Source organism: Burkholderia stagnalis (assembly GCF_902830275.1).
Classification (GTDB): domain Bacteria; phylum Pseudomonadota; class Gammaproteobacteria; order Burkholderiales; family Burkholderiaceae; genus Burkholderia; species Burkholderia stagnalis.
In genome coordinates this window covers 78,173-99,374 of the sequence record NZ_CADESW010000007.1, presented here as the reverse complement: position 1 = coordinate 99,374, position 21,202 = coordinate 78,173, and the positions used below count along the sequence as shown (strand labels likewise).

Sequence of the window (21,202 nt, the reverse complement as noted above, 5' to 3'; positions counted from 1 at the left end):
GCCCATCCCGCGCGTATGCCGCTCTACACTTGCATGCATTCCAACCGCAACGTGCAGAGCTGAACATGTCCACCGTCGCCACCGCGAAACTGCAGGAGCAGTTCGATGCGGGCCTCGAAACCCGCGCCGATTTCACCATCGACCAGCCGCTCGAACGCTACGGCCGGGTCGACCACGCGGTGTGGAAGCAGCTCTATGCGCGCCAGTGCGCGCTGTTGCAGGGGCGCGCATGCGACGCGTTCGTCGCCGGCCTCGCGAAGATCGACCTGCCCGCCGACCGCGTGCCGTCGTTCGCCGACGTCAACCGCCAGCTGAAGCCGGCCACCGGCTGGGAGATCGTCGCGGTGCCGGGGCTCGTGCCCGACCGCGTGTTCTTCGAGCACCTGGCGAACCGGCGCTTTCCGGTCACCTGGTGGATGCGCCGCCCCGACCAGCTCGACTACCTGCAGGAACCGGACTGTTTCCACGACCTGTTCGGCCACGTGCCGCTGTTGATCGACCCGGTGTTCGCCGACTACATGCAGGCGTACGGCCGCGTCGCGCTCGCGGTGGCGGACGACGCGGACGCGCTCGCGCGGCTCGCCCGCCTCTACTGGTACACGGTCGAGTTCGGGCTGATCCGCGACCCGCGCGCCGCCGGCGGCCTGTCGATCTACGGCGCGGGGATCGTGTCGAGCAAGGGCGAGAGCCTGTACAGCCTCGAGAGCGCGGTGCCGAACCGGCTCGGCTTCGATCTCGAGCGCGTGATGCGCACGCAATACCGGATCGACACGTTCCAGCAGACCTACTTCGTGATCGACGATTTCGCGCAACTGTTCGCGCTCGCGCACGTCGACGCGCGTGCGCTCGCCGACCGGCTCGCCGGGCTGCCCGAGCATCCGGCCGACGCCGTGCTCGACACCGATCGCGTGCTGCATCGCGGCGCCGGTGAGGGCCGGCCCGATCGCGCGCGCACCTGACACACAACTATGGAAGAATGATCGGTGCCGGCGGCGCTGCCGGGCGACGCAGGTCGCGCGCGGCCCGCCGTTTCCGAACGAGGTGCACGATGATCCACAAACTCACATCAGAAGAACGCAAGACCCAACTCGAGCGCCTGCCGCACTGGACGGCCGTGCCGGGCCGCGACGCGATCCAGCGCAGCCTGCGCTTCGCCGATTTCAACGAGGCGTTCGGCTTCATGACGCGCGTCGCGATCAAGGCGCAGGAAATGGACCACCATCCCGAATGGTTCAACGTGTACAACCGCGTCGACGTCACGCTGTCGACCCATGACGCGAACGGCCTGACCGAACGCGACATCGCGCTGGCCCACTTCATCGACCAGGCCGGCGCGCACGCGAAACCCGCTGCCTGACGATTCCCCCGCCGCGCGCATTTCGGCGCGCGGCGCGTCAACTTTTCATTTCGCTGAACGTTTTCTACGATGGAATCTGCGAAAGCCTTCAGCTTTCCAAGCCTTCCTTAAGGCGCACGTAAGTGTCGTACGCTTTCCGTGCCTTGGGGTCCAAACCTTCCAGTTGCACGGTGCTTTGCCGCTGTACAATCAGCAGCGCATACGGCTTGGAGAGCGCGCTAGCCTCTTCGCAGAGTTTGAGTTCGTCGCCGCTCGACGGCGAGCGGGCGCGCCAGAAATTGATCGCGGCTTCAAGGTCGTGGATCGAAATATCGGACATGGTTGTTGGATTGATTCGTTCGCTGGCCGCCTGCTCGATGTCTGGCTCGCGGCGCCCCTGTGGAAACGGCGTCGTGCTGTCCGCGTGCCTGAACCGCCAACCCATTGTACTTGAGCGAATTTCATGCGACTCCTTCTGATCGAAGACGACCGCCCCATCGCACGCGGTATCCAGAGCAGCCTCGAACAGGCTGGCTTCACCGTCGACATGGTGCACGACGGCATCTTTGCCGAGCAGGCGCTCGCGCAGAACCGCCACGAGCTCGTGATCCTCGACCTCGGCCTGCCCGGCATCGACGGCATGACGCTCCTGACCCGCTTTCGCCAGACCAACCGGCATACGCCCGTGATCGTGCTGACCGCGCGCGACGAGCTGAACGACCGGATCCAGGGCCTGAATTCCGGCGCCGACGACTACATGCTGAAGCCGTTCGAGCCGGCCGAGCTCGAAGCGCGGATCCGCGCGGTGATGCGCCGCAGCGGCCCGCACAGCGACATGCCGCGTCCGGAAGTGTCGCTCGGCGGCGTCCGCCTGTCGGGCGTCGACCGCCGCATCTTCAACGACGACAAGCCGCTCGAGCTGTCGCCGCGCGAATTCGCGGTGCTCGAAATGCTGCTGCTGCGCCACGGCCGCGTGGTCAGCAAGGCGCAACTGCAGGATCACCTGACGCACTTCGGCGGCGACCTCGGCGACACCGCGATCGAAGTCTACGTGCACCGCGTGCGCAAGAAACTCGAGCAGTGCCGTGTCGAGATCGTCACGGTGCGCGGCTTCGGCTACCTGCTGCAGGAAATCCGCCAGACGGCCAGCGTCTGAGCGAAGCCAGGCGGCCGGCGCAGCCTCGCGCCCGGGGCCTCGCCCGCCCGCCGCTGCCCGACCGCGCCGCTCCCCGTGAGCGGCGCTCATCCATTTCCTTCTCGCAATGTCTCCTGATCCGGCTGTGACCAGCCTGCGCCGCTCGCTGCTTCGGCGCCTCGCCGCGCCGCTGTCGATGCTCGCGCTGATGAGCGGCCTGATCGCGTACTGGCTTGCGTGGCAATACACGCAGCACGTGATCGACCGCTCGCTCGCGGATCTCGCGACCGCGATCTCGAAACAGATCCAGATCGCCGGCCCCGACGCGCCGTTCACGGTGCCGCCGCTCGCGCAGGCGATGTTCTCCGATCCGGCCGAGGCGCTGATCTACCGGATCAGCGACGGCGAGCAGGAACTCGCCGGCGATCCGAAGCTGCCGCTACAGGGCACCAACGTGCGGCGCATGCATCACGCATACGTGTTCGAGGCCGAATACGACAACCGCGCGGTGCGGGTCGCGCAGGTGCGCGTGGAGGAAGTGGACGGCGGCAAGCCGATGGTCGTCGAGGTCGCGCAGCCGGTGCGGCACCGCTACCGGATCGCGGCCGAATTCCTGGTCGCGATCATGATGCCGCTGCTGCTGCTGCTGCTCGCCGGCTGGGGCATCGTATGGCGGGTCGTCAACCAGCAGCTCGACCCGCTCACGCATCTCGCCGATTCGCTCAACCGGCAGACCCACACGTCGCTGGAACCGGTCGACGAAACCGACGTGCCGCTCGAGATCCGGCCGCTGACGAGCGCGATGAACGCGCTGCTCGGGCGCCTGAAGACCGCGCTCGATGCGCAGCGCAAGTTCATCGCCGACGCCGCGCACCAGCTGCGCACGCCGCTCACGGCGGTGAAGCTGCACGCGGAACAGGCCGCGGTCGCGCGCGACCCGCACCAAACCCTCGCCGCGGTGCGCGAACTGCGCGCGGCCGCCGACCGCGCGGTGCGGCTGTCGAACCAGTTGCTGTCGCTCGCGCGCGCGGAGCCGGGCGAACAGGCCGCGCGCTTCGTCGACGTCGACCTGGCCGCGATGGCGTTCGAAACCGGCGCCGAATGGGTGCCGCGCGCGCTCGCCGCGCACGTCGATCTCGGCTTCCAGCGCAGCGACGATTCCGACGGCCAGTTGAACGACCAGCCGGACGACGCCGCGCCGCTGCTGGTGCGCGGCAATCCGGTGCTGTTGCGCGAGGTGATCGCGAACCTGCTCGACAATGCGCTGAAATACGTGCCGCTCGCGCGGCCGCACGGCGCGCGGATCACGGTGAACGTCGCGCGCTCGGTGCTCGCGTCGGGCGCGCCGGCCGCCGAGATCGTCGTCGAGGACAACGGCCCGGGCGTGCCCGCGAGCCAGCAGGCCGACCTGTTCAAACGGTTCTTCCGCGGCGATGCGCAAAGCGGCAATGGCGTCGAGACGGGCGCGGGCCTCGGTCTCGCGATCGTGCACGACATCATCGCGATGCACGGCGGCACGGTGTCGTATGCGGATGCGCCGGAAGGCGGCTCGCGGTTCGTGGTGAAGGTGCCGCTCGCCGCGAGTGCGGCGTCGCCGGCGAGCGACGCGCCGGCCGCGGCCGCGCAGACGCACTGAAGACGGGTGGCGCACGGCGTGCGCCGCCGCTCACTTCTTCTTTTTCTTGTCTTTCGACTTGTCCTTCGGCTTCGCGTCGGCCTTCTTCTTTTTCTTCTTCGCGTCCGCGTCGGCCGTCGCGAGCAGCGTGCCGCGACACGCCTGCGCGCCGCAGTGGCACGCGTATTCGCGCTTGAGCTTCTTGGTCAGCTTCGCATCGATCACGAGGCCGTAGTCGTAGAACAGTTCCTCTTCCGGCTCGATGTCGCGCAGCGCGTGGATGTACACGCGGCCTTCGAGCTCCTCCGCCTCGCAGTTCGGCGCGCACGAATGGTTGATCCAGCGCGCACTGTTGCCGTCGACCTTGCCGTCGATCACGCCGCCTTCCTCGAGCGCGAAGTAGAACGTATGGTTCGGCTCGTTCGGATCGTGCGGATGGCGGCGCAGCGCTTCCTTCCACGAAATTCGTTCGCCCTTGTATTCCACAACGCGCTCGCCGGCCTTGAGCGGCGCCACGGCGAACACGCCCCTGCCGTGTACTCCCGAGCGGCGCACCGCGATCCTGCGTGAACTCATCGAACGAATCCTTGTGAAGACGACTTGAAAGGGAACCGGCCGCCGCGGCGGCCATGCTTCGCGCACGCACCGCACGCCGGAAATGAAAACGCGGCGCCGATCGGCGCCGCGTCAGGGCATGCGGCGAATCACCCGCATCCTACACGGTCGTGCTTGCTTCGTTCAACATCGCGCACGCATTCAGCGCTGACCGAACGCGATATCGCCGAACAGCACCTTGTGCTCGCGCGGCTGCGAGCGCCAGTACTGCGGCGGCGCCGTCACCTGCGCGCCGAGTTGGGCCGCCGCGTGCCACGGCCAGCGCGGGTCGTACAGCATCGCGCGCGCCATCGCGACGAAGTCGGCGTCGCCCGCCTCGACCAGCCGGTTCGCGTGCTCGGGCTCGTTGATCAGGCCGACCGCGATCGTCGGCATGTCGACCGCGTGCTTCACCGCCTGCGCGAACGGCACCTGGTAACCCGGCGACAGCGGGATCTTCTGCAGCGGCGACACGCCGCCCGACGACACGTCGATCCAGTCGCAGCCGCGCTGCTTCAGTTCATGCGCGAACGCGATCGTATCGTCGAGCTCCCAGCCGCCCTCGACCCAGTCGGTGGCCGACACGCGCACGCCTACCGGCCGGTCCTCCGGAAACGCCGCGCGCACGATCTCGAAGATCTCGAGCGGAAAGCGCATCCGGTTCTCGCGCGAGCCGCCGTACGCGTCGGTGCGCCGGTTCGCGAGCGGCGACAGGAACTGGTGCAGCAGGTAGCCGTGCGCCGCGTGCACTTCGATCGCGTCGATGCCGAGCCGCGCCGCGCGCTTCGCGGCGGCCGCGAACGCGTCGCGGATCCGGTTCAGGCCCGCGGTGTCGAGCGCGAGCGGCGGCGTCTCGCCGTCCTTGTGCGGCACGTCGGACGGCGCATGCGGCAGCCACCCGCCGTCGGCGACCGGAACCAGCTGGCCCCCGTTCCACGGCACCTGGCTCGACGCCTTGCGCCCTGCGTGCGACAGCTGCATCGCGACGCGGATCGGCGCATGCTTGCGGATCGCCGCCAGCACCGGTTTCAGCGCGGCTTCGGTGACGTCGTCCCACAGGCCGAGGTCGGCATGCGTGATGCGCCCGTCCGGCTCGACCGCGGTCGCCTCGATGCAGAGCAGGCCTGCGCCCGACAGCGCGAGATGGCCGAGGTGGATCATGTGCCAGTCGGTCGCCTCGCCGCGCTCGGCGGAATACTGGCACATCGGCGATACGACGATACGGTTCGGAACAGTCACGCCGCGCAGCGTGAACGGAGAAAACAGCGCAGTCATGGATGCCGCTCGCTGGGAAAGGAAAGGAGCGGCTGAGCGTAGCACGCGGGTGCGAAGCGTGCAGGACGCGGGGTCGGCCGTAAACGGATGGTCAGGTGCGGTCGGCGAGGTGCGGTCGGCGAGGTACGGTCGGCGAGGTACGACCGGCGAGGTACGACCGGCGAGGTATGGCCAGCCAGGTGCAGCCGGCGAAGTGCGGCCAGCGAGGTGCGACCGGCGAAGTGCGACCAGCGACCGGAATCGCCGCCGGCGTCACGCCCGCGGCGTGCGCGTCAAACGCCGACGCCGTCGAGCCATTCCGCGAACATGCGGCGTGCTGCGGCTTCCAGCACCGGGCCGTGCTGCACGGTGTCGCAGCGCAATTGGTGCGCGTCGATGCCCGGCGTCGCGGCGATTTCGCCGGCATTGCCGATCAACCAGGGTTCGAAGCGATCGGCGCGGATCTCGGGATGACATTGCAGCGCCAGCACGTGCTGCCCCCAGGCGAACGCCTGGTGACGGCACGCGGGCGTCGACGCGAGGTGGATCGCGCCGCCCGGCAGGTCGAAGGTGTCGCCGTGCCAGTGCAGCATCGACGTCGACGCGCCGTCGAGATGCCGCAGCGCGGACGCGCGGCCCGCGTCGGTCAGCGCGAGCGGCGCCCAGCCGAGCTCTTTCTGCGCGGCCGGATAGACGCGCGCGCCGAGCGCATGAGCGATGAACTGCGCACCGAGACAGATGCCGAGGATCGGCAGCCCCGCGTCGATGCGCTGCCTGACGAGCGCCGCAAGCGGCGCGATAGTCGGATACTGCGCGTCGTCGTACACGCTGAGCGGCCCGCCGAGCACGACCAGCAGCGATGGCTGCAGGACGTCGAGCACCTCGAACCGTGACGCGCCGACGTCGACGTAACGCACCCGCCGGCCCCGCTCGCCGAGCACTTGCTCGAAACTGCCGAGATCCTCGAAATGCACATGGCGAATCGCCACGACTTCAGCGCTCATCATCGGCCTCCCGGTCGATCGACGGACGTCAGGCCGCGAAGATCTTCCAGATCTTCTTCTGCGTCGCGGCGTCGGCTTCTTCGTGTACGGAACAATCGAGGCGCAGGTCGCTGTCGGCGAGCGTCAGGTCGAGCGCCGCGCAATAGTGCGCGGCGGCGCCCTTCTTCGGCGCCTTCGACGGCTGGAAGTGCGCGCACGTCACGCACATCCGGTGCGGCGGCGTCGCGCCGGCCACCTGCAGCTCGCGCAGCGTCTTCAGCAGCGCGCGGTACAGCGCGCCCTGCTCGTCCGTGCCGAGCGTGCCGACGGCCTTGGTCAGGAATTCCGGCCACTGCAGCGCCTTCTTCGCCGCGGTGCGGCCGCGGGCGGAGAGCCGCACCGCCAGCGCGCGGCCGTCGTCCAGCGCACGGCGCTTCTCGACGAGGCCCTTGGTCTCGAGCGTGCTGACCGCATCGCTCGTGGTCGCCGCGGTGAGCTGCGTCTCGCGTGCGATCTCGCCGAGCCGCATCGGGCCCTTGCGCTGCAGGAGCAGCACGAGGATCTCGCCCTGCGTCGGCGTGAGGCCCGCGCCTTCCGCCCAATCCCATGCCTGGCTCCGCATGGCCGTACTCAATCGCAGCAAACTGTGGGTCACGCGCCCCGCAGCCTGATTCCCGTAAACGCCTTCGCTCATAGTCTTTTCGCTTTGACGCCGCCCGTCATCCCGGGCAGCCGTAGTGTGGAGATCGAGTTTCTATCTCAAAAGGAACGCGCTCCATCGAACGCATCCAACACGGCCGTCGCGAGGCACACACGGCGGCCGCCAGCGCGGCACCGGTGAAACACGCGTCGTTCCGGCGTCCGCAAAGCCGACATTCTAAGCGAGAGCGGAAAATCGCACAGCTAAGTTATCCCCTCCAATCTGTGGATAACGGCTGAATAAGACCGGAAATCGATTGTGCGAGGATTAACTCCAACCGGCGAGGCAGCATCGGCACGCATTTTCGCGCCTCGGCCGGGCGGGCGCCGCGGATTGGCGATCCACCGGGTTATCCGTTCGGCATGCCATTGACTTTGCTGAAGAATCCCGGGTTATCCACAGACCGGCGCGCGCCCGGCAAACGATTTCGCGATTGACCTGCGTCAACCTTCGTTCAGCGAATCGCCGGCCGGTCGAGCCTGTAATTGGCAAAACATATTTTCATTCACGCCAACGTAAGCACTGCTGCCGGACAGTCTCGTTCAGCGATTTTTCCTGCTTGTAGACCGTGCGCAGCCACGACGCGTCGTTTACGCGCGCCTTCGCGAGCGCACCGATCTCGTCGAGCGCCGCGCGCGAGCCGAGTGCCGCGGCGTGCGGCGCAATCCGGTCGAGCGTGTCGAGGATGTCCTCGGCGATCGTGCGCCGCTCGCCAGTCTGAGGATTCACGCAGGTGCCTTCGAGGCCGAAGCGGCACGCCTCGAAGCGGTTGAACGTGTAGACGAGGTAGTCGTCCTCGGACAGCGTGAGCGGCCGGTCGGTCAGCAGGTAGCGGGCGAGCGTCTGGATGTAGCACGCGATTGCCGCCGCGCGGTCGACGGACAGCGGCGTGTCCATCACGCGCACTTCGATCGTGCCGAAGCCCGGTTTCGGCCGGATGTCCCAGTAAAAGTCCTTCATCGAATTGACGACGCCGGTGTTCACCATCTTCGTGAAGTATTCCTCGAAGCCGTTCCAGGTCAGCACGAACGGCGCGCGGCCCGACAGCGGAAACGCGAACACCGAGTTCAGCCGCGCTGAATGAAAGCCCGTGTCGACGTTCTGCACGAACGGCGACGACGCGGACAGCGCGATGAAATGCGGAATGAAGCGCGACATCGAGTGCAGCAGGAACAGCGCGCTGTCCGGATCCGGGCAGCCGATATGCACGTGCTGGCCGAACACGGTGAACTGTTTGGCGAGATAGCCGTACAGCTCGGAGATGTACTGGAAGCGCGGCGCGTCGTAGATCTGCCGCTCGCTCCACTGCTGGAACGCGTGCGTGCCGCCGCCGCACAGGCCGACGTTGAGCTGGTCGGCCGCCTTGACGAGCACGTCGCGAATCGCGCGCAGTTCGCCGACCGCCTGCTCGTGCGTATGACAGATGCCGGTCGACAGCTCGATCATGCTTTCGGTGATTTCCGGCGTGATGTTGCCCGGAAATGTTTCGCCCTGGATCAGCCGCATCAGGTCGGACGCCGCTTTCGTCAGATCGTAGTTGTGCGTGTTGACGACCTGGATTTCCAGTTCGACGCCGAACGTGAACGGTTCGGAATTGACGAAGGTTTCGAGTGCCATGGCAGTTTCCGTAAATCAGTTGCTGTCGCTGCGTTCGCCGACCGCCGACAGGCAGCGGTAGACGAGGAACGGGCCGACGAGCTGCAGGACCACGATCGCGCACATCACGATCGCGCGCAGGTGCGGATCGAAATTCGGGTAGAGCTGGTAGGTGTCGTCGACGAGCAGGTACGCGAGCGCGGACATCGGCGACAGCGCGAGGCCGAGCGCGACGCCCTGCTTCATCCCGATGCCGCTCGGCTTCGCGAACGCGACCACGCCGGCGAGTTTCGCGACGAGCCGCGTGACGATCAGCGCGATCGCGAGCAGCCCGCCGAGCGCGATGTCGCCCCACGTGAACGAGGTCAGCGTGAGCACGAACAGCACCACCGTCAGCAGCCAGCCGGCCGTGCCGAAATGCTCGGGCCACAGTTGCGGGCGCGCCTCGAGGTTCTTCACGATGATGCCGGCGAGCAGCAGCGTGAGCAGCGTCGACAGCTTCAGCGCCTGTGCGACCGCGATCGCGATCATCACGAGGCCGAACAGCGCAACGAACGAATGCTCGTCGCGCATCGTCGCGGTCATGTGGCGGAACAGGTAATTGCACGCGCGCGCGACGATGTACGCAACGATGAACGAACCCGCCAACAGGTAAACCGGCTGCAGGATCGTCGCGAACACGTTGCCGTACGCCTCCTGGTGCAGCCAGCTCGTCACGAGCTTGGTGAGCACGACCGCATAGACGCTGTTCAGTGCGGTCAGCGTGATCAGGCGCTGCGACACCTGCCCTTCCGCGCGCAGTTCGGTCTTCAGCTGGATCACCATCGACGGCGACGTGGCGATCGAAATCGCCGCCAGCACGAGCGCGACCATGCCCGACACGCCGAGCCCGAGCAGCACGAACAACACGAACAGGAAGGTGAGCGTGGCTTCGGCGAGGCTCGACGCGATCAGCCACGGATTGCGGCGGATCCAGCGCAGGTCGAGCCGGCTGCCGAGCTCGAACAGCAGCAGGCCGAGCGCGACGTCGATCAGCAGGCGGGAGGTTTCGTCGGTGCTGGCGTCGATCACGCCGAACCCGAACGACCCTGCGATGAGGCCGATCACCGCATACCCGGTGATGCGCGGCAGCCGCCATGCGCGATAGCACAGCTCGCCGCACAGGCCGGCGGCGAACAGCGCGAGCCCGGCCCAGAACACAGCATCCGGTGCGAGCGGCCAATTGGGCAGGAATGAGAACGCCGACTTCATCGTGGTGACTTCTCCTTGGTTGGAAGCAACCGCCAGCGACGCGGGGTCAAGCGTCAACGCTGAGATGCACGCCGGCTGGGTGTCGCCCCGAAGATGATTGTTGTGTACGACGGCAGGACATGGGAACTGCCTGCTCCGCCGCCTGGCGGGGATGTCGTTCAGATTCGCCGATCTGGATTGTCGGCCTGGTGTGTGAATGGACAGCGCGATCTCGAAGACTCAGATTCGAAATCCTGCCGACCGTTCCATTGAAGCATGTCCGGCGCCTGGCCGGACGAACGCGAAGGAAACCGATTGTGCCACAGGTTTTCGGGTCGGCTATCCAATGATCGGCAGATTGGCCGGCCGGCAGGACGGCTTGCCTTTCGATTCAAAGGTTTACCTGTATATATACGTAGTAGAAGTTAACAAGGCACGCGGAATTCTGTGGATAACTTCGGTTTACGCTGGCAGATCAACGCGTTGGCGAAACCATAACCCGCTGCACAGGCTGTGCGCGCACAGCAGGTTGAGTTGAGTAACTTTCGGCCCGCTTCACAGCTGTGCCGAGTTGCCCAGTTTACGTCCACTGTGATTGCACACGGAATGCGCGCGGATTCCGCGCGGTTATCCACAGACTTGCGTGGATAACCTGGCGAGAGGGAATCGGGGCACTGTGACGCGGCTGCGCGTCGCGTCAGCTCACCCGGCGGGCGCGCAGCGCGCGGATCAGGAACCGCGCGGGATCGATCGCTTCCGCGAGCTCGCGTTCGAGCGGCCACGGTTCGCCTTCGAGCTGCGACGCGATCAGCTCGGCGCCGAGCGCCGCCCACACGAGGCCGCGCGAGCCGTAGCCGAACGCGCCGTACAGGCCTTCGGTGCGCGGCAGGTCGCGTGCTTTCGCGCCGCTCAGCGCGCGGGCGTTCGCGAGCGCGTGCGTTTCGTCCGCGAGCGGGCCGATCAGCGGCAGCCGGTCGCCGGCCACCCAGCGGAACGCGACGCGGCCGTGCAGCGCGCCCACGTCGGGCACGTCGCCGATCAGGCCCGGCAGCAGGTGCCGCACCCGCTCGAGGTTTTCCGCGTGGCCGGCCGGGCGCAGCGCGGGGTCGACATCGTCCGGTTCGAACGTCGCGCCGATCAGCAGCGTGCCGTCTTCGAGCGGCACCGCGTAGCCGTCGCCGATCACCGGGCAGTCGAGCGGCGCGGTGCTGCCCGGCGGCAGCAGCGTGAGCTGCCCGCGCACCGGCTGCAGCGCGACGTGCTGCAGGCCCGCGAGCCGCACCGCGTCGCCGGCGTTCGTGAGCACGACGGCCGGCGCCTCGGCAAGCGTCCGGCCGGCATCGTCGAGTGCGCGCCAGCCCGAGTCGTGACGTTCGAGGCGCGCGACTTCGGTGCGCGTGAGGATTCGCACGCGCTCACCGGCCGCCGCGCACTGCGCGGTGGATAATTCGGCCGGCCGCACCGCACCGCCGTGCGGAAACAGCAGGCCGCCGTGCGCGACCGGCAGGTTCAGGCGCGCGCGCACGTCGTCGGCGCTCAGCAACTGCGCATAGTCGGGCGGGACGCCGAGCGCGTCGTATGCGGCGCGCATCCGCTCGAAGTCGTCGCCCGATTCCGCGAGATGGATCATGCCGCGCGTGCTGCGCCCGAACCGGTGGCCCGCGCGTTCGAGCGCACGCCAGCGCGCGAGCGCGTGGACGAAGCCGCTGCGCGTGAGCCGGCTCGCGACGTTGTCGTCGCGCGTCATCAGCGGATGGAACACGCCGGCCGGGTTGCCGGACGCTTCGGCTGCGATCCGCTCGCGCCGCTCGATCAGCGTGACGTCCCAGCCGCGCGCGGCGAGCCGTTCGACCACCGCGCAGCCCGCGAGGCCCGCGCCGATCACGATCGCGCGACGCGCCGCGACCGGCAGCGCGCGCGGCGGCTCATGCCGGCGCATCTGCCAGCGCGGCGCGAATTCGCCGACGAGCATCGCGCGCTTGCCCCCGAAGCCGTCGACCTTGCGATAGGCGAAGCTGGCTTCCAGGAGCGCATGCTTCACGTCGCCCGAACTCGTATACGTCGCGAACGTCGCGCCTTCGCCTGCGAGGCGCGCGAGCGCGCGAAACACGTCGACCGACCACAAGTCGGGGTTTTTCGCCGGCGAGAAACCGTCGAGATAGAACGCATCGGCGCGCACCGCGAGCTTCGGCAGCATCGCGAGCGCATCGCCGAACACGAGCGTGAGCACGACGCGCCCTTCGTCGAATTCGAGCCGGTGCAGGCCCGGCACGAGCATCGGCCATGCATCGACGAGCGCATCGAGGTCCGCCGAAATGGTTGTGTGCGCAACCACATGCGATGCGGCGCGGCGCAGGTCCTCGCGCGTGAACGGATGCTTCTCCACCGATACGAAATGCAGCCGCTCGCAGCGCGCGGCGTCGTCGCGCCACGCGGCCCAGGTCGCGAGGAAATTGCAGCCGGCGCCGAACCCGGTCTCGACGATGGTGAACGTGCGCCGGCCCTGCCAGCGCGCGGGCAGGCCGTTGCCCGCGACGAACACATGGCTCGCCTGCGCGATTCCGCCGGCGGCGCTGTGATAGATGTCGCCGTATGCGGGCGAGACGAGCGTGCCGTCGTCGCGGAACGCGAGCGTGGCGGGTACGAGTCGGTCGGGCATGCGAAACAAAAATCGTGGCAGCCAAGCCTGGCAAGGGATTGCGCGGCCCCGTCCGGTCGGCCGTTGGCAAAAACCAACGGCCGTGCGCATGGGTCGAGCGGGCTGCGTATCCTGTCCGGTTGGCGTGGGTCAAAAAACAGGCGACCAGTGATTCATTCGGCGAAATACCGATGAAAATCTTTGAAACCCTTGTCGTTATTGGGTTTGCGCTGCGCTATCATAGCAAGCGCCGTAACGCGGGGCGGCTTTCGGGTTGCCGGAAGCCACCCCGTGCGGGCCAGGATTCGGCGCTGTGCCGTCGGAGTCCGACTCTCGACGGCACGGTTCGCGCACGTATAATCGGCGCGTTCGCGCTGTTCGTGTCAACCTAACCTGAAAAAGGAACCTTAATGAACAAACAGGAACTGATCGACGCCGTCGCCGCTCAAACGGGCGCCAGCAAGGCTCAAACCGGCGAAACGCTGGACACGCTGCTCGAAGTCATCAAGAAAGCCGTGTCGAAGGGCGACGCGGTTCAGCTGATCGGCTTCGGCAGCTTCGGTTCGGGCAAGCGCGCAGCACGTACGGGCCGTAACCCGAAGACCGGCGAAACCATCAAGATCCCGGCAGCCAAGACGGTCAAGTTCACGGCTGGCAAGGCGTTCAAGGACGCCGTCAACAAGCGTTAAACCCAGCGCCTGTTAAAGAAAAACCCGCCACTCGGCGGGTTTTTTTTGTGAGCGCGCGCGGCTTTTTTGCCACAGTCCGCGCCGCTCTTGCAAGATTTAACGGTTGTTACGAGCGATGCACGATCTGTGCGTCGCCGTGGTCATCGTCGTCGTGATCATGATCATGGTCATGGTCGTCGATGTCCCATGCCGGGAACGGGTCGTCGAATGCCGCCCACCCCGCTGCGCCGCGCGCGAATTCCGCATCGCTCAGCAGGCATGCGTCGAGCTTCGCGCGCCATGCGTCCGTATCGAGGCCGATGCCGATCAGCACGAGTTCCTGGCGGCGGTCGCCGATCGAGCGATCGTCGAGGTCGCCCTGCCATTCCGCGCGAATCTCGGCGAGCAGTTCGTCGTCGTCCGGCCATTCCGCGCGATCCTGCGCGGCCCACCACGAGCCTGCCGGCCCATGCCGGCAGACGCCGCCCGCCTGCGACAGCGAGCCGGCGATGTCGTTGCGCGTCGCGAGCCAGAAGAAGCCCTTGCTGCGCAGCACGCCCGGCCATTCCTGGTGCAGCAGTTCCCAGAGGCGCGCCGGATGGAACGGCCGGCGCGCGCGGTAGACGAAGTTGCCGATGCCGAACTCGTCGGCTTCGCCATGCACGTGCGGATGCGCGTGGTCATGGCCATGGTCGTGGTCGTGCGCATGCTCGAGCGACGCGAGCCAGCCCGGCGCATTCGCCGCTTCGTCGAAATCGAAGCGGCCGGTGTTCAGCACGTCGCGCAGCGGCACGTTGCCGAACGTCGAGACGACCTGGTGCGCGCGCGGGTTCAGCCGCGCGAGGATGTGCTGCAGGCGCGTCAGTTCGTTCGCGTCGACGAGGTCGGCCTTGTTGATCACGAGCACGTCGCAGAACTCGATCTGCTCGATCAGCAGTTCGACGAGCGTGCGATCGTCGTCCTCGGTGGCCGCGATGCCGCGCGCGGCGAGCGCGTCGTCGCAGCCGTAGTCGCGCAGGAAATTGAAAGCGTCGACCACGGTGACGAGCGTATCGAGCCGCGCGAGCTCGCCGAGCGACGTGCCTTCTTCGTCGACGAACGTGAAGGTCTCGGCGATCGGCATCGGCTCGGCGATGCCGGTCGACTCGATCAGGATCGCATCGAAGCGGCCGTCCGCGGCGAGCTTGCGGATCTCGACGAGCAGGTCGTCGCGCAGCGTGCAGCAGATGCAGCCGTTCGTCATCTCGACGAGGCGTTCCTCGACGTGCGACAGCGCCTGCGCATCGCGCACGAGCGACGCGTCGATGTTCACCGCCGCGAGATCGTTGACGATCACGGCGACCTTCAGGCCCGCGCGGTTCGCGAGGATATGGTTGAGCAGCGTGGTCTTGCCGGCGCCGAGGAAGCCGGACAGCACGGTGACGGGCAACGGCTGGTTCATTGCGGTACGCACCAACGGAAAAATGGAAAAAGCGGCCGCGGCGGCCCGGTCGGGCGCCAGCGGCTCGGGCCGGGCGCCGGGGAAAACTGCGGCATGAGCCCGCATTGTGCATCAAACGCGCGCCGGCCTGCCGGCGCGGCGTCTTACGCGGCCGCGCGCCCGGTCATTGCGCGGGCAGCAGCTTCCACTGGGTGAGGATGCCGGCGATCTGCTTCGCGTACTTGTCGCGCAGCGCGGGCGTTTCCGAGTGATAGGCGCCGATCGCCTGCCAGGTGTTGCCGTACCGGTTCATCTTCTGGCGCAGGTGCCAGGCGGCGATGTAGACGTTCTTGCACGGCTCCATCAGCGTGTCGCGGCCGATGCCGTAGCGCGACAGCACGGGCAGATGGATCGAGTTGATCTGCATCAGGCCGTAATCGGTCGAGCCGTTCGCATTCTTGTTCTTCGCATCCGGCCGGTTATGCGATTCCTGCCATGCGATCGCGCGCAGGATCAGCGGATTGACCTGCTGATATTTAGCGGCTTCGTCGAAACAATCGGCGCGTGCGTTTCCGCTGGCGAGGCAGGCGCCGATCAACCACGCAATCGAAACGAACCGTCTGTTCATTGTTCAGTAAACGGAAAAATAACCGGGGGCGGGAAAACCCGTGTCCGGAAATCGCGCGACGCGCATCGCGACGCTCGTATCATACCGAGAGCCTGCCGTATTGCGACAGGACAGGCATCGAATGCCGGGTTATACCGCATTTTCGTTTCAGTTCATCCTGAAATGATGACGAGAGCCGAACGGACGGCGCAGAGACCGAAGCTTACATTTTTCATACGGGTGTCGTGAATACTGTCGTATATGAGACATTCCTCGGATCGATGTGATATTTCGGACATGAAAAACTGCTAATGTCGCTTTTTTCGGAATTGGATCCAGTTCTACCGCCGGATGGTGACCTGAACCGGCATCGACCCATTCATCCATGACAAGAAATCGCTTCGTTATGCGGCGCATTGCCACGACGTTGATCGTCGCCGGCATCATCGTTTCGCAGGCCGCCCACGCCCAGGTCACGCTCAATTTCGTCAACGCCGACATCGATCAGGTCGCCAAGGCGATCGGCGCGGCGACCGGCAAGACCATCATCGTCGATCCGCGCGTGAAGGGTCAGCTCAACCTCGTCGCCGAGCGCGCGGTGCCGGAAGACCAGGCGCTGAAGACGCTGCAATCCGCGCTGCGCATGCAGGGCTTCGCGCTGGTGCAGGATCACGGGGTGCTGAAGGTCGTGCCGGAGGCCGACGCGAAGCTGCAGGGGGTGCCGACCTACGTCGGCAACACGCCGCAGGCGCGCGGCGACCAGATCGTCACGCAGGTGTTCGTGCTGAAGAACGAATCGGCCAACAACCTGCTGCCGGTGCTGCGGCCGCTGATCTCGCCGAACAACACCGTCACCGCCTACCCGGCCAACAACACGATCGTCGTCACCGACTACGCGGACAACGTGCGCCGGATCGCGCAGATCATCTCCGGCGTCGACAGCGCGGCGGGCGCGCAGGTGCAGGTCGTGCCGCTCAGGAACGCGAACGCGATCGATGCCGCGACGCAGCTGCAGAAGCTGCTCGATCCGGGCGCGATCGGCAACAGCGACGCGACGCTCAAGGTGCTGGTGCAGGCCGACCCGCGCACCAACTCGCTGATGCTGCGCGCGTCGAACCCGTCGCGTCTCGCGGCCGCGAAGCGCCTCGCGCAGCAGCTCGATGCGCCGAGCGCGGTGCCCGGCAACATGCACGTGGTGCCGCTGAGGAACGCCGAGGCGACGAAGCTCGCGAAGACGCTGCGCGGGATGCTCGGCAAGGGCGGCGGCGAAACCGGCGCGTCGGCGACGTCGAACGACGCGAACGCGTTCAACCAGGGCGGCTCGTCGTCGAGCGGCAACTTCTCGACCGGCACCGCGGGCACCCCGCCGCTGCCGTCGGGCGGCCTCGGCGGCTCGTCGTCTTCGTCGTACGGTGGCACCGGTTCGTCGCAAGGCGGCGGCCTCGGCACCGGCGGCCTGCTCGGCGGCGACAAGGACAAGGGCGACGACAACCAGCCGGGCGGCATGATCCAGGCCGACGCGGCGACGAACTCGCTGATCATCACCGCATCGGACCCGGTGTACCGGAACCTGCGCGCGGTGATCGACCAGCTCGACGCGCGGCGCGCGCAGGTGTATATCGAGGCGCTGATCGTCGAGCTGAACTCGAACACGTCCGGCAACCTCGGCATCCAGTGGCAGATCGCGAACGGCCAGTTTCTCGGCGGCACGAACTTCAGCTCCCCCGGTACGCCCACCGGCAACATCCTCGGGGTGTCGGGCGCGGTTGCGGCCGGTGGTACGACGGGTCTCGCCGCGTTGGGGCAGACGCTCATGCCGGGCCTCAACGTCGGCTGGCTGCACAACATGTTCGGCGTGCAGGGCCTCGGTGCGCTGCTGAATTATTTCGCGGGCGTGAGCGACGCGAACGTGCTGTCGACGCCGAACCTCATCACGCTCGACAATGAAGAAGCGAAGATCGTCGTCGGCCAGAACGTGCCGATCCCGACCGGTTCGTATTCGAACCTGACGAGCGGCAACACGAACAACGCATTCAATACCTACGATCGCCGCGACGTCGGCCTCACGCTGCACGTGAAGCCGCAGATCACCGACGGTGGCATTCTGAAGCTGCAGCTCTACACCGAGGATTCGGCGGTCGTGACTTCCACGGCGACCGCGGTCAACGGCCCGACCTTCACCAAGCGCTCGATCCAGTCGACGATTCTCGCGGACAACGGTGAAATCATCGTGCTCGGCGGCTTGATGCAGGACAACTACAACGTGACCAACAGCAAGGTGCCGCTGCTGGGCGACATCCCGTGGATCGGCCAGTTGTTCCGCTCGGAATCGAAGAACCGCCAGAAGACCAACCTGATGGTGTTCCTGCGCCCCGTGATCATCAACGACCGGCAGACCGCGCAGGCGATCTCGTCGAACCGCTACGACTATATCCAGGGCGTGACGGGCTCGTACAAGTCGGACAACAACGTCATGCGCGACAAGGACGATCCGATCGTTCCGACGATGCCGCTCGGCCCGGCCGAAGGCGGCTCGGCGCTGAACCTGTTCGACCTGACGAAGATGCGCCGTCAGCAGGGCCAGCCGAGCGCGCCGCAACAGCCGGCGCAGCAAGCGCAACCGGCCGTGCAGCAACAGGCCGTGCCGCAGCCGCAGATGCAGCAACAGCCGCTGACGGCCCCGTCGGGAGTCTCGCAGTGAGCGACGTGCTCGCGTCCCCCCACGACGGCGCGCCGGGCGAACGCCAGCCGCCGTCGCCGCTCGCCGCGCGGCTGCTGCCCTACGGCTTCGCGAAGAGCGGCCAGGTGCTGATCGCGCATCAGCACGACGACACGCTCGAAGTGTGGATCAGCGAACGCACGAACGACGCGGCGCTCGCGGAGATCGCGCGCAATTTCGGCTCGATCTCGGTGCACCGGCTGCCGGCCGACGAACTCGCGCTCGCGATCAACCAGGCATACGCGCGCCAGGACGGCAGCGCCGCGCAGGTGGTCGGCGAGGTCGAAGGAGAAGTCGACCTGTCGCGGCTGATGCAGGACATCCCCGAAGTCGAGGATCTGCTCGAATCGGAAGACGACGCGCCGATCATCCGGATGATCAACGCGCTGCTCACGCAGGCCGCGCGCGAACACGCATCGGACATTCACATCGAGCCGTTCGAGAACGCGTCGGTCGTGCGTTTCCGCGTGGACGGCACGCTGCGCGACGTCGTGCGGCCGAAGAAGGCGCTGCACGGCGCGCTGATCTCGCGGATCAAGATCATGGCGCAGCTCGACATCGCCGAGAAGCGCCTGCCGCAGGACGGCCGCATCACGCTGCGGGTGGGCGGGCGGCCGGTCGACGTGCGGGTGTCGACGCTGCCGACGGGCCACGGTGAGCGGGCGGTGCTGCGTCTCTTGGAAAAGGACGCGCAGCGGCTGAACCTCGAAGCGCTCGGCATGGGCCGCGACACGCTCATGGAGTTCGACAAGCTGATCGCGCGCCCGCACGGCATCGTGCTGGTGACGGGCCCGACCGGCTCGGGCAAGACGACGACGCTGTACGCGTCGATGTCGCGGCTCGAAACCGCGACGACCAACATCATGACCGTCGAGGACCCGATCGAATACGACCTCGGCGGCATCGGCCAGACGCAGGTGAACGAGCGGATCGGGATGACCTTCGCACGTGCGCTGCGCTCGATCCTGCGCCAGGATCCGGACGTGATCATGATCGGCGAAATCCGCGACCTGGAAACCGCGCAGATCGCGGTGCAGGCGTCGCTGACGGGCCACCTCGTGCTCGCGACGCTGCACACGAACGATGCGGCATCGGCGGTCACGCGCCTGACCGACATGGGCGTGGAGCCGTACCTGCTCGCGTCGTCGCTGCTGGGCGTGCTCGCGCAGCGGCTCGTGCGGCAACTGTGCCCGGTGTGCAAGGAAGAACGGCATGAGGAGGGCCGCTCGGTCTGGCATCCGGTGGGCTGCGACAAGTGCGGGCACTCGGGCTATGCGGGCCGGCGCGGCGTGTACGAACTGCTGATCGTCGACGAGTCGATCCGCACGCTGATCCACCGCAACGCGGCCGACGCGGAGATTCTCGCGGCAGGCCGCGCGCAAGGGATGCGCACGCTGCGCGACGACGCCGAGCGCTGGCTCGCGGCGGGCGCGACGTCGCTCGAGGAAGTGTTGCGCGTGACGGGAGGCGCATAGCGCGATGCCGGCATTCCGTTTCGAAGCGATCGATGCGGCGGGACATGCGCAAAAGGGCGTCGTCGAAGCCGACAGCGCGCGCGCCGCGCGCGGCCAGCTGCGCACGCAGGGGCTGACGCCGCTCGTCGTCGAGCCGGCGGCCAGCGCGACCCGCGGCGCGCGTTCGCAGCGCCTCGCGCTCGGCCGCAAGCTGTCGCAGCGCGAACAGGCGATCCTCACGCGCCAGCTCGCGAGCCTGCTGATCGCCGGGCTGCCGCTCGACGAGGCGCTCGGCGTGCTGACCGAGCAGGCCGAGCGCGACTACATCCGCGAGCTGATGGCGGCGATCCGCGCCGAGGTGCTGGGCGGCCATTCGCTCGCGAATGCGCTCGGGCAGCATCCGCGCGACTTCCCTGAGATCTATCGCGCGCTCGTCGCGGCCGGCGAGCACACGGGCAAGCTCGGCCTCGTGCTGTCGCGTCTTGCCGACTACATCGAGCAGAGCAACGCGCTGAAGCAGAAGATCCTGCTCGCGTTCACGTATCCGGGCATCGTCACGCTGATCGCGTTCGGCATCGTCACGTTCCTGCTGAGCTACGTGGTGCCGCAGGTCGTCAACGTGTTCGCCAGCACCAAGCAGCAGTTGCCGATCCTGACGGTCGTGATGATGGCGCTGTCGGATTTCGTGCGGCACTGGTGGTGGGCGATCCTGATCGCGGTCGCGCTCGTCGTCTGGCTGGTGCGGGCGACGCTGTCGCGCGACGGGCCGCGGCTCGCGTTCGACCGCTGGCTGCTCACCGCGCCGCTCGCCGGCAAGCTCGTGCGCGGCTACAACACGGTGCGCTTCGCGAGCACGCTGGGGATTCTCACCGCGGCCGGCGTGCCGATCCTGCGCGCGCTGCAGGCGGCCGGCGAGACGCTTTCCAACCGCGCGATGCGCGCGAACATCGACGATGCGATCGTGCGGGTGCGTGAGGGCTCGGCGCTGTCGCGCGCGCTGAACAACGTGAAGACGTTTCCGCCGGTGCTCGTGCACCTGATCCGCTCGGGCGAGGCGACCGGCGACGTGACGACGATGCTCGACCGCGCGGCCGAAGGCGAGGCGCGCGAGCTCGAGCGCCGCACGATGTTCCTGACGAGCCTGCTCGAGCCGCTCCTGATTCTCGCGATGGGGGGCATCGTGCTCGTGATCGTGCTGGCGGTGATGCTGCCGATCATCGAGCTGAACAACATGGTGCAGTGACGGCGAGTGC

General features: G+C 67.2%; 18 protein-coding genes. 8 read left to right on the top strand and 10 right to left on the bottom strand.

Annotation, left to right across the window (positions count from 1 at the left end; translation table 11 throughout):
* Nucleotides 1-65 precede the first annotated feature (65 nt).
* Nucleotides 66-959, top strand: a complete 894-nt coding sequence (phhA, locus tag HWY45_RS14765; protein ID WP_059882333.1) for a phenylalanine 4-monooxygenase — start codon at nt 66-68, stop codon at nt 957-959.
* A 20-nt stretch (nt 960-979) separates the two neighbouring features.
* Nucleotides 980-1,357: a 4a-hydroxytetrahydrobiopterin dehydratase gene (locus HWY45_RS14760; protein ID WP_376697923.1), complete on the top strand. Its 378-nt coding sequence runs from the start codon at nt 980-982 to the stop codon at nt 1,355-1,357.
* A gap of 88 nt (nt 1,358-1,445) precedes the next feature.
* Here HWY45_RS14760 and HWY45_RS14755 read toward each other — a convergent pair whose 3' ends face one another.
* Entirely contained in the window at nt 1,446-1,676 is a 231-nt protein-coding gene (locus HWY45_RS14755) for a DUF3717 domain-containing protein (protein WP_026045314.1), read from the bottom strand.
* A gap of 123 nt (nt 1,677-1,799) precedes the next feature.
* On the opposite strand from HWY45_RS14755, the gene HWY45_RS14750 reads away from it, so the two are divergent.
* Both HWY45_RS14750 and HWY45_RS14745 read left to right on the top strand, forming a co-directional pair.
* Complete coding sequence (locus HWY45_RS14750; protein ID WP_006401494.1) at nt 1,800-2,492, top strand: response regulator; 693 nt, start codon at nt 1,800-1,802, stop codon at nt 2,490-2,492.
* 106 nt (nt 2,493-2,598) lie between these two features.
* Entirely contained in the window at nt 2,599-4,107 is a 1,509-nt protein-coding gene (locus HWY45_RS14745; protein WP_059810926.1) for a sensor histidine kinase, read from the top strand.
* 30 nt (nt 4,108-4,137) lie between these two features.
* On the opposite strand, the gene HWY45_RS14740 is transcribed toward HWY45_RS14745, so the two are convergent.
* From HWY45_RS14740 to mnmC, 7 genes are all read right to left on the bottom strand, one after another.
* A complete protein-coding gene (locus HWY45_RS14740; protein WP_059563828.1) occupies nt 4,138-4,662 on the bottom strand; it encodes an SET domain-containing protein in 525 nt (174 codons plus the stop codon).
* Between the two features lie 180 nt (nt 4,663-4,842).
* Nucleotides 4,843-5,955 carry an NADH:flavin oxidoreductase/NADH oxidase gene (locus HWY45_RS14735; protein WP_059882336.1) on the bottom strand — a complete coding sequence of 371 codons (1,113 nt, stop codon included), beginning with the start codon at nt 5,953-5,955 and terminating at the stop codon, nt 4,843-4,845.
* A 272-nt stretch (nt 5,956-6,227) separates the two neighbouring features.
* A complete protein-coding gene (locus HWY45_RS14730) occupies nt 6,228-6,938 on the bottom strand; it encodes a glutamine amidotransferase (RefSeq protein ID WP_059882410.1) in 711 nt (236 codons plus the stop codon).
* A gap of 28 nt (nt 6,939-6,966) precedes the next feature.
* A complete protein-coding gene (locus HWY45_RS14725; protein WP_059563826.1) occupies nt 6,967-7,611 on the bottom strand; it encodes a MarR family winged helix-turn-helix transcriptional regulator in 645 nt (214 codons plus the stop codon).
* Nucleotides 7,612-8,118: 507 nt separating this feature from the next.
* Nucleotides 8,119-9,234: a YbdK family carboxylate-amine ligase gene (locus HWY45_RS14720; protein WP_059563825.1), complete on the bottom strand. Its 1,116-nt coding sequence runs from the start codon at nt 9,232-9,234 to the stop codon at nt 8,119-8,121.
* A 15-nt stretch (nt 9,235-9,249) separates the two neighbouring features.
* Nucleotides 9,250-10,464 carry a cation:proton antiporter gene (locus tag HWY45_RS14715; RefSeq protein ID WP_059882337.1) on the bottom strand — a complete coding sequence of 405 codons (1,215 nt, stop codon included), beginning with the start codon at nt 10,462-10,464 and terminating at the stop codon, nt 9,250-9,252.
* A 676-nt stretch (nt 10,465-11,140) separates the two neighbouring features.
* A complete protein-coding gene (gene mnmC, locus HWY45_RS14710) occupies nt 11,141-13,102 on the bottom strand; it encodes a bifunctional tRNA (5-methylaminomethyl-2-thiouridine)(34)-methyltransferase MnmC2/FAD-dependent 5-carboxymethylaminomethyl-2-thiouridine(34) oxidoreductase MnmC1 (RefSeq protein WP_059882339.1) in 1,962 nt (653 codons plus the stop codon).
* A 389-nt stretch (nt 13,103-13,491) separates the two neighbouring features.
* Between mnmC and HWY45_RS14705 the strand changes: the two genes are divergently transcribed.
* Nucleotides 13,492-13,770, top strand: a complete 279-nt coding sequence (locus HWY45_RS14705; RefSeq protein WP_006401505.1) for an HU family DNA-binding protein — start codon at nt 13,492-13,494, stop codon at nt 13,768-13,770.
* 106 nt (nt 13,771-13,876) lie between these two features.
* On the opposite strand, the gene HWY45_RS14700 is transcribed toward HWY45_RS14705, so the two are convergent.
* Nucleotides 13,877-15,190: a GTP-binding protein gene (locus tag HWY45_RS14700; RefSeq protein WP_059882341.1), complete on the bottom strand. Its 1,314-nt coding sequence runs from the start codon at nt 15,188-15,190 to the stop codon at nt 13,877-13,879.
* A 163-nt stretch (nt 15,191-15,353) separates the two neighbouring features.
* Complete coding sequence (locus HWY45_RS14695; RefSeq protein WP_059882343.1) at nt 15,354-15,797, bottom strand: lytic transglycosylase domain-containing protein; 444 nt, start codon at nt 15,795-15,797, stop codon at nt 15,354-15,356.
* A 364-nt stretch (nt 15,798-16,161) separates the two neighbouring features.
* Between HWY45_RS14695 and gspD the strand changes: the two genes are divergently transcribed.
* From gspD to gspF, 3 genes are read left to right on the top strand one after another with little or no spacing between them, the layout of a single operon-like run.
* Entirely contained in the window at nt 16,162-18,477 is a 2,316-nt protein-coding gene (gene gspD / locus HWY45_RS14690; protein WP_059882345.1) for a type II secretion system secretin GspD, read from the top strand.
* Nucleotides 18,474-19,970, top strand: a complete 1,497-nt coding sequence (gspE, locus tag HWY45_RS14685) for a type II secretion system ATPase GspE (protein ID WP_059810920.1) — start codon at nt 18,474-18,476, stop codon at nt 19,968-19,970. Before gspD ends, gspE begins: the two co-directional genes overlap by 4 nt.
* Before the next feature lie 4 nt (nt 19,971-19,974).
* Complete coding sequence (gene gspF / locus HWY45_RS14680) at nt 19,975-21,192, top strand: type II secretion system inner membrane protein GspF (protein ID WP_059563818.1); 1,218 nt, start codon at nt 19,975-19,977, stop codon at nt 21,190-21,192.
* Nucleotides 21,193-21,202 lie beyond the last annotated feature (10 nt).

Bases quoted from the DNA above. Each gene is read 5' to 3' on its own strand.
- phhA (WP_059882333.1), top strand. From the start codon at position 66: ATGTCCACCGTCGCCACCGCGAAACTGCAGGAGCAGTTCGATGCGGGC.
- HWY45_RS14755 (WP_026045314.1), bottom strand. From the start codon at position 1,676: ATGTCCGATATTTCGATCCACGACCTTGAAGCCGCGATCAATTTCTGG.
- HWY45_RS14750 (WP_006401494.1), top strand. From the start codon at position 1,800: ATGCGACTCCTTCTGATCGAAGACGACCGCCCCATCGCACGCGGTATC.
- HWY45_RS14745 (WP_059810926.1), top strand. From the start codon at position 2,599: ATGTCTCCTGATCCGGCTGTGACCAGCCTGCGCCGCTCGCTGCTTCGG.
- HWY45_RS14740 (WP_059563828.1), bottom strand. From the start codon at position 4,662: ATGAGTTCACGCAGGATCGCGGTGCGCCGCTCGGGAGTACACGGCAGG.
- HWY45_RS14735 (WP_059882336.1), bottom strand. From the start codon at position 5,955: ATGACTGCGCTGTTTTCTCCGTTCACGCTGCGCGGCGTGACTGTTCCG.
- HWY45_RS14730 (WP_059882410.1), bottom strand. From the start codon at position 6,938: ATGAGCGCTGAAGTCGTGGCGATTCGCCATGTGCATTTCGAGGATCTC.
- HWY45_RS14725 (WP_059563826.1), bottom strand. From the start codon at position 7,611: ATGAGCGAAGGCGTTTACGGGAATCAGGCTGCGGGGCGCGTGACCCAC.
- HWY45_RS14720 (WP_059563825.1), bottom strand. From the start codon at position 9,234: ATGGCACTCGAAACCTTCGTCAATTCCGAACCGTTCACGTTCGGCGTC.
- HWY45_RS14715 (WP_059882337.1), bottom strand. From the start codon at position 10,464: ATGAAGTCGGCGTTCTCATTCCTGCCCAATTGGCCGCTCGCACCGGAT.
- mnmC (WP_059882339.1), bottom strand. From the start codon at position 13,102: ATGCCCGACCGACTCGTACCCGCCACGCTCGCGTTCCGCGACGACGGC.
- HWY45_RS14705 (WP_006401505.1), top strand. From the start codon at position 13,492: ATGAACAAACAGGAACTGATCGACGCCGTCGCCGCTCAAACGGGCGCC.
- HWY45_RS14700 (WP_059882341.1), bottom strand. From the start codon at position 15,190: ATGAACCAGCCGTTGCCCGTCACCGTGCTGTCCGGCTTCCTCGGCGCC.
- HWY45_RS14695 (WP_059882343.1), bottom strand. From the start codon at position 15,797: ATGAACAGACGGTTCGTTTCGATTGCGTGGTTGATCGGCGCCTGCCTC.
- gspD (WP_059882345.1), top strand. From the start codon at position 16,162: ATGACAAGAAATCGCTTCGTTATGCGGCGCATTGCCACGACGTTGATC.
- gspF (WP_059563818.1), top strand. From the start codon at position 19,975: ATGCCGGCATTCCGTTTCGAAGCGATCGATGCGGCGGGACATGCGCAA.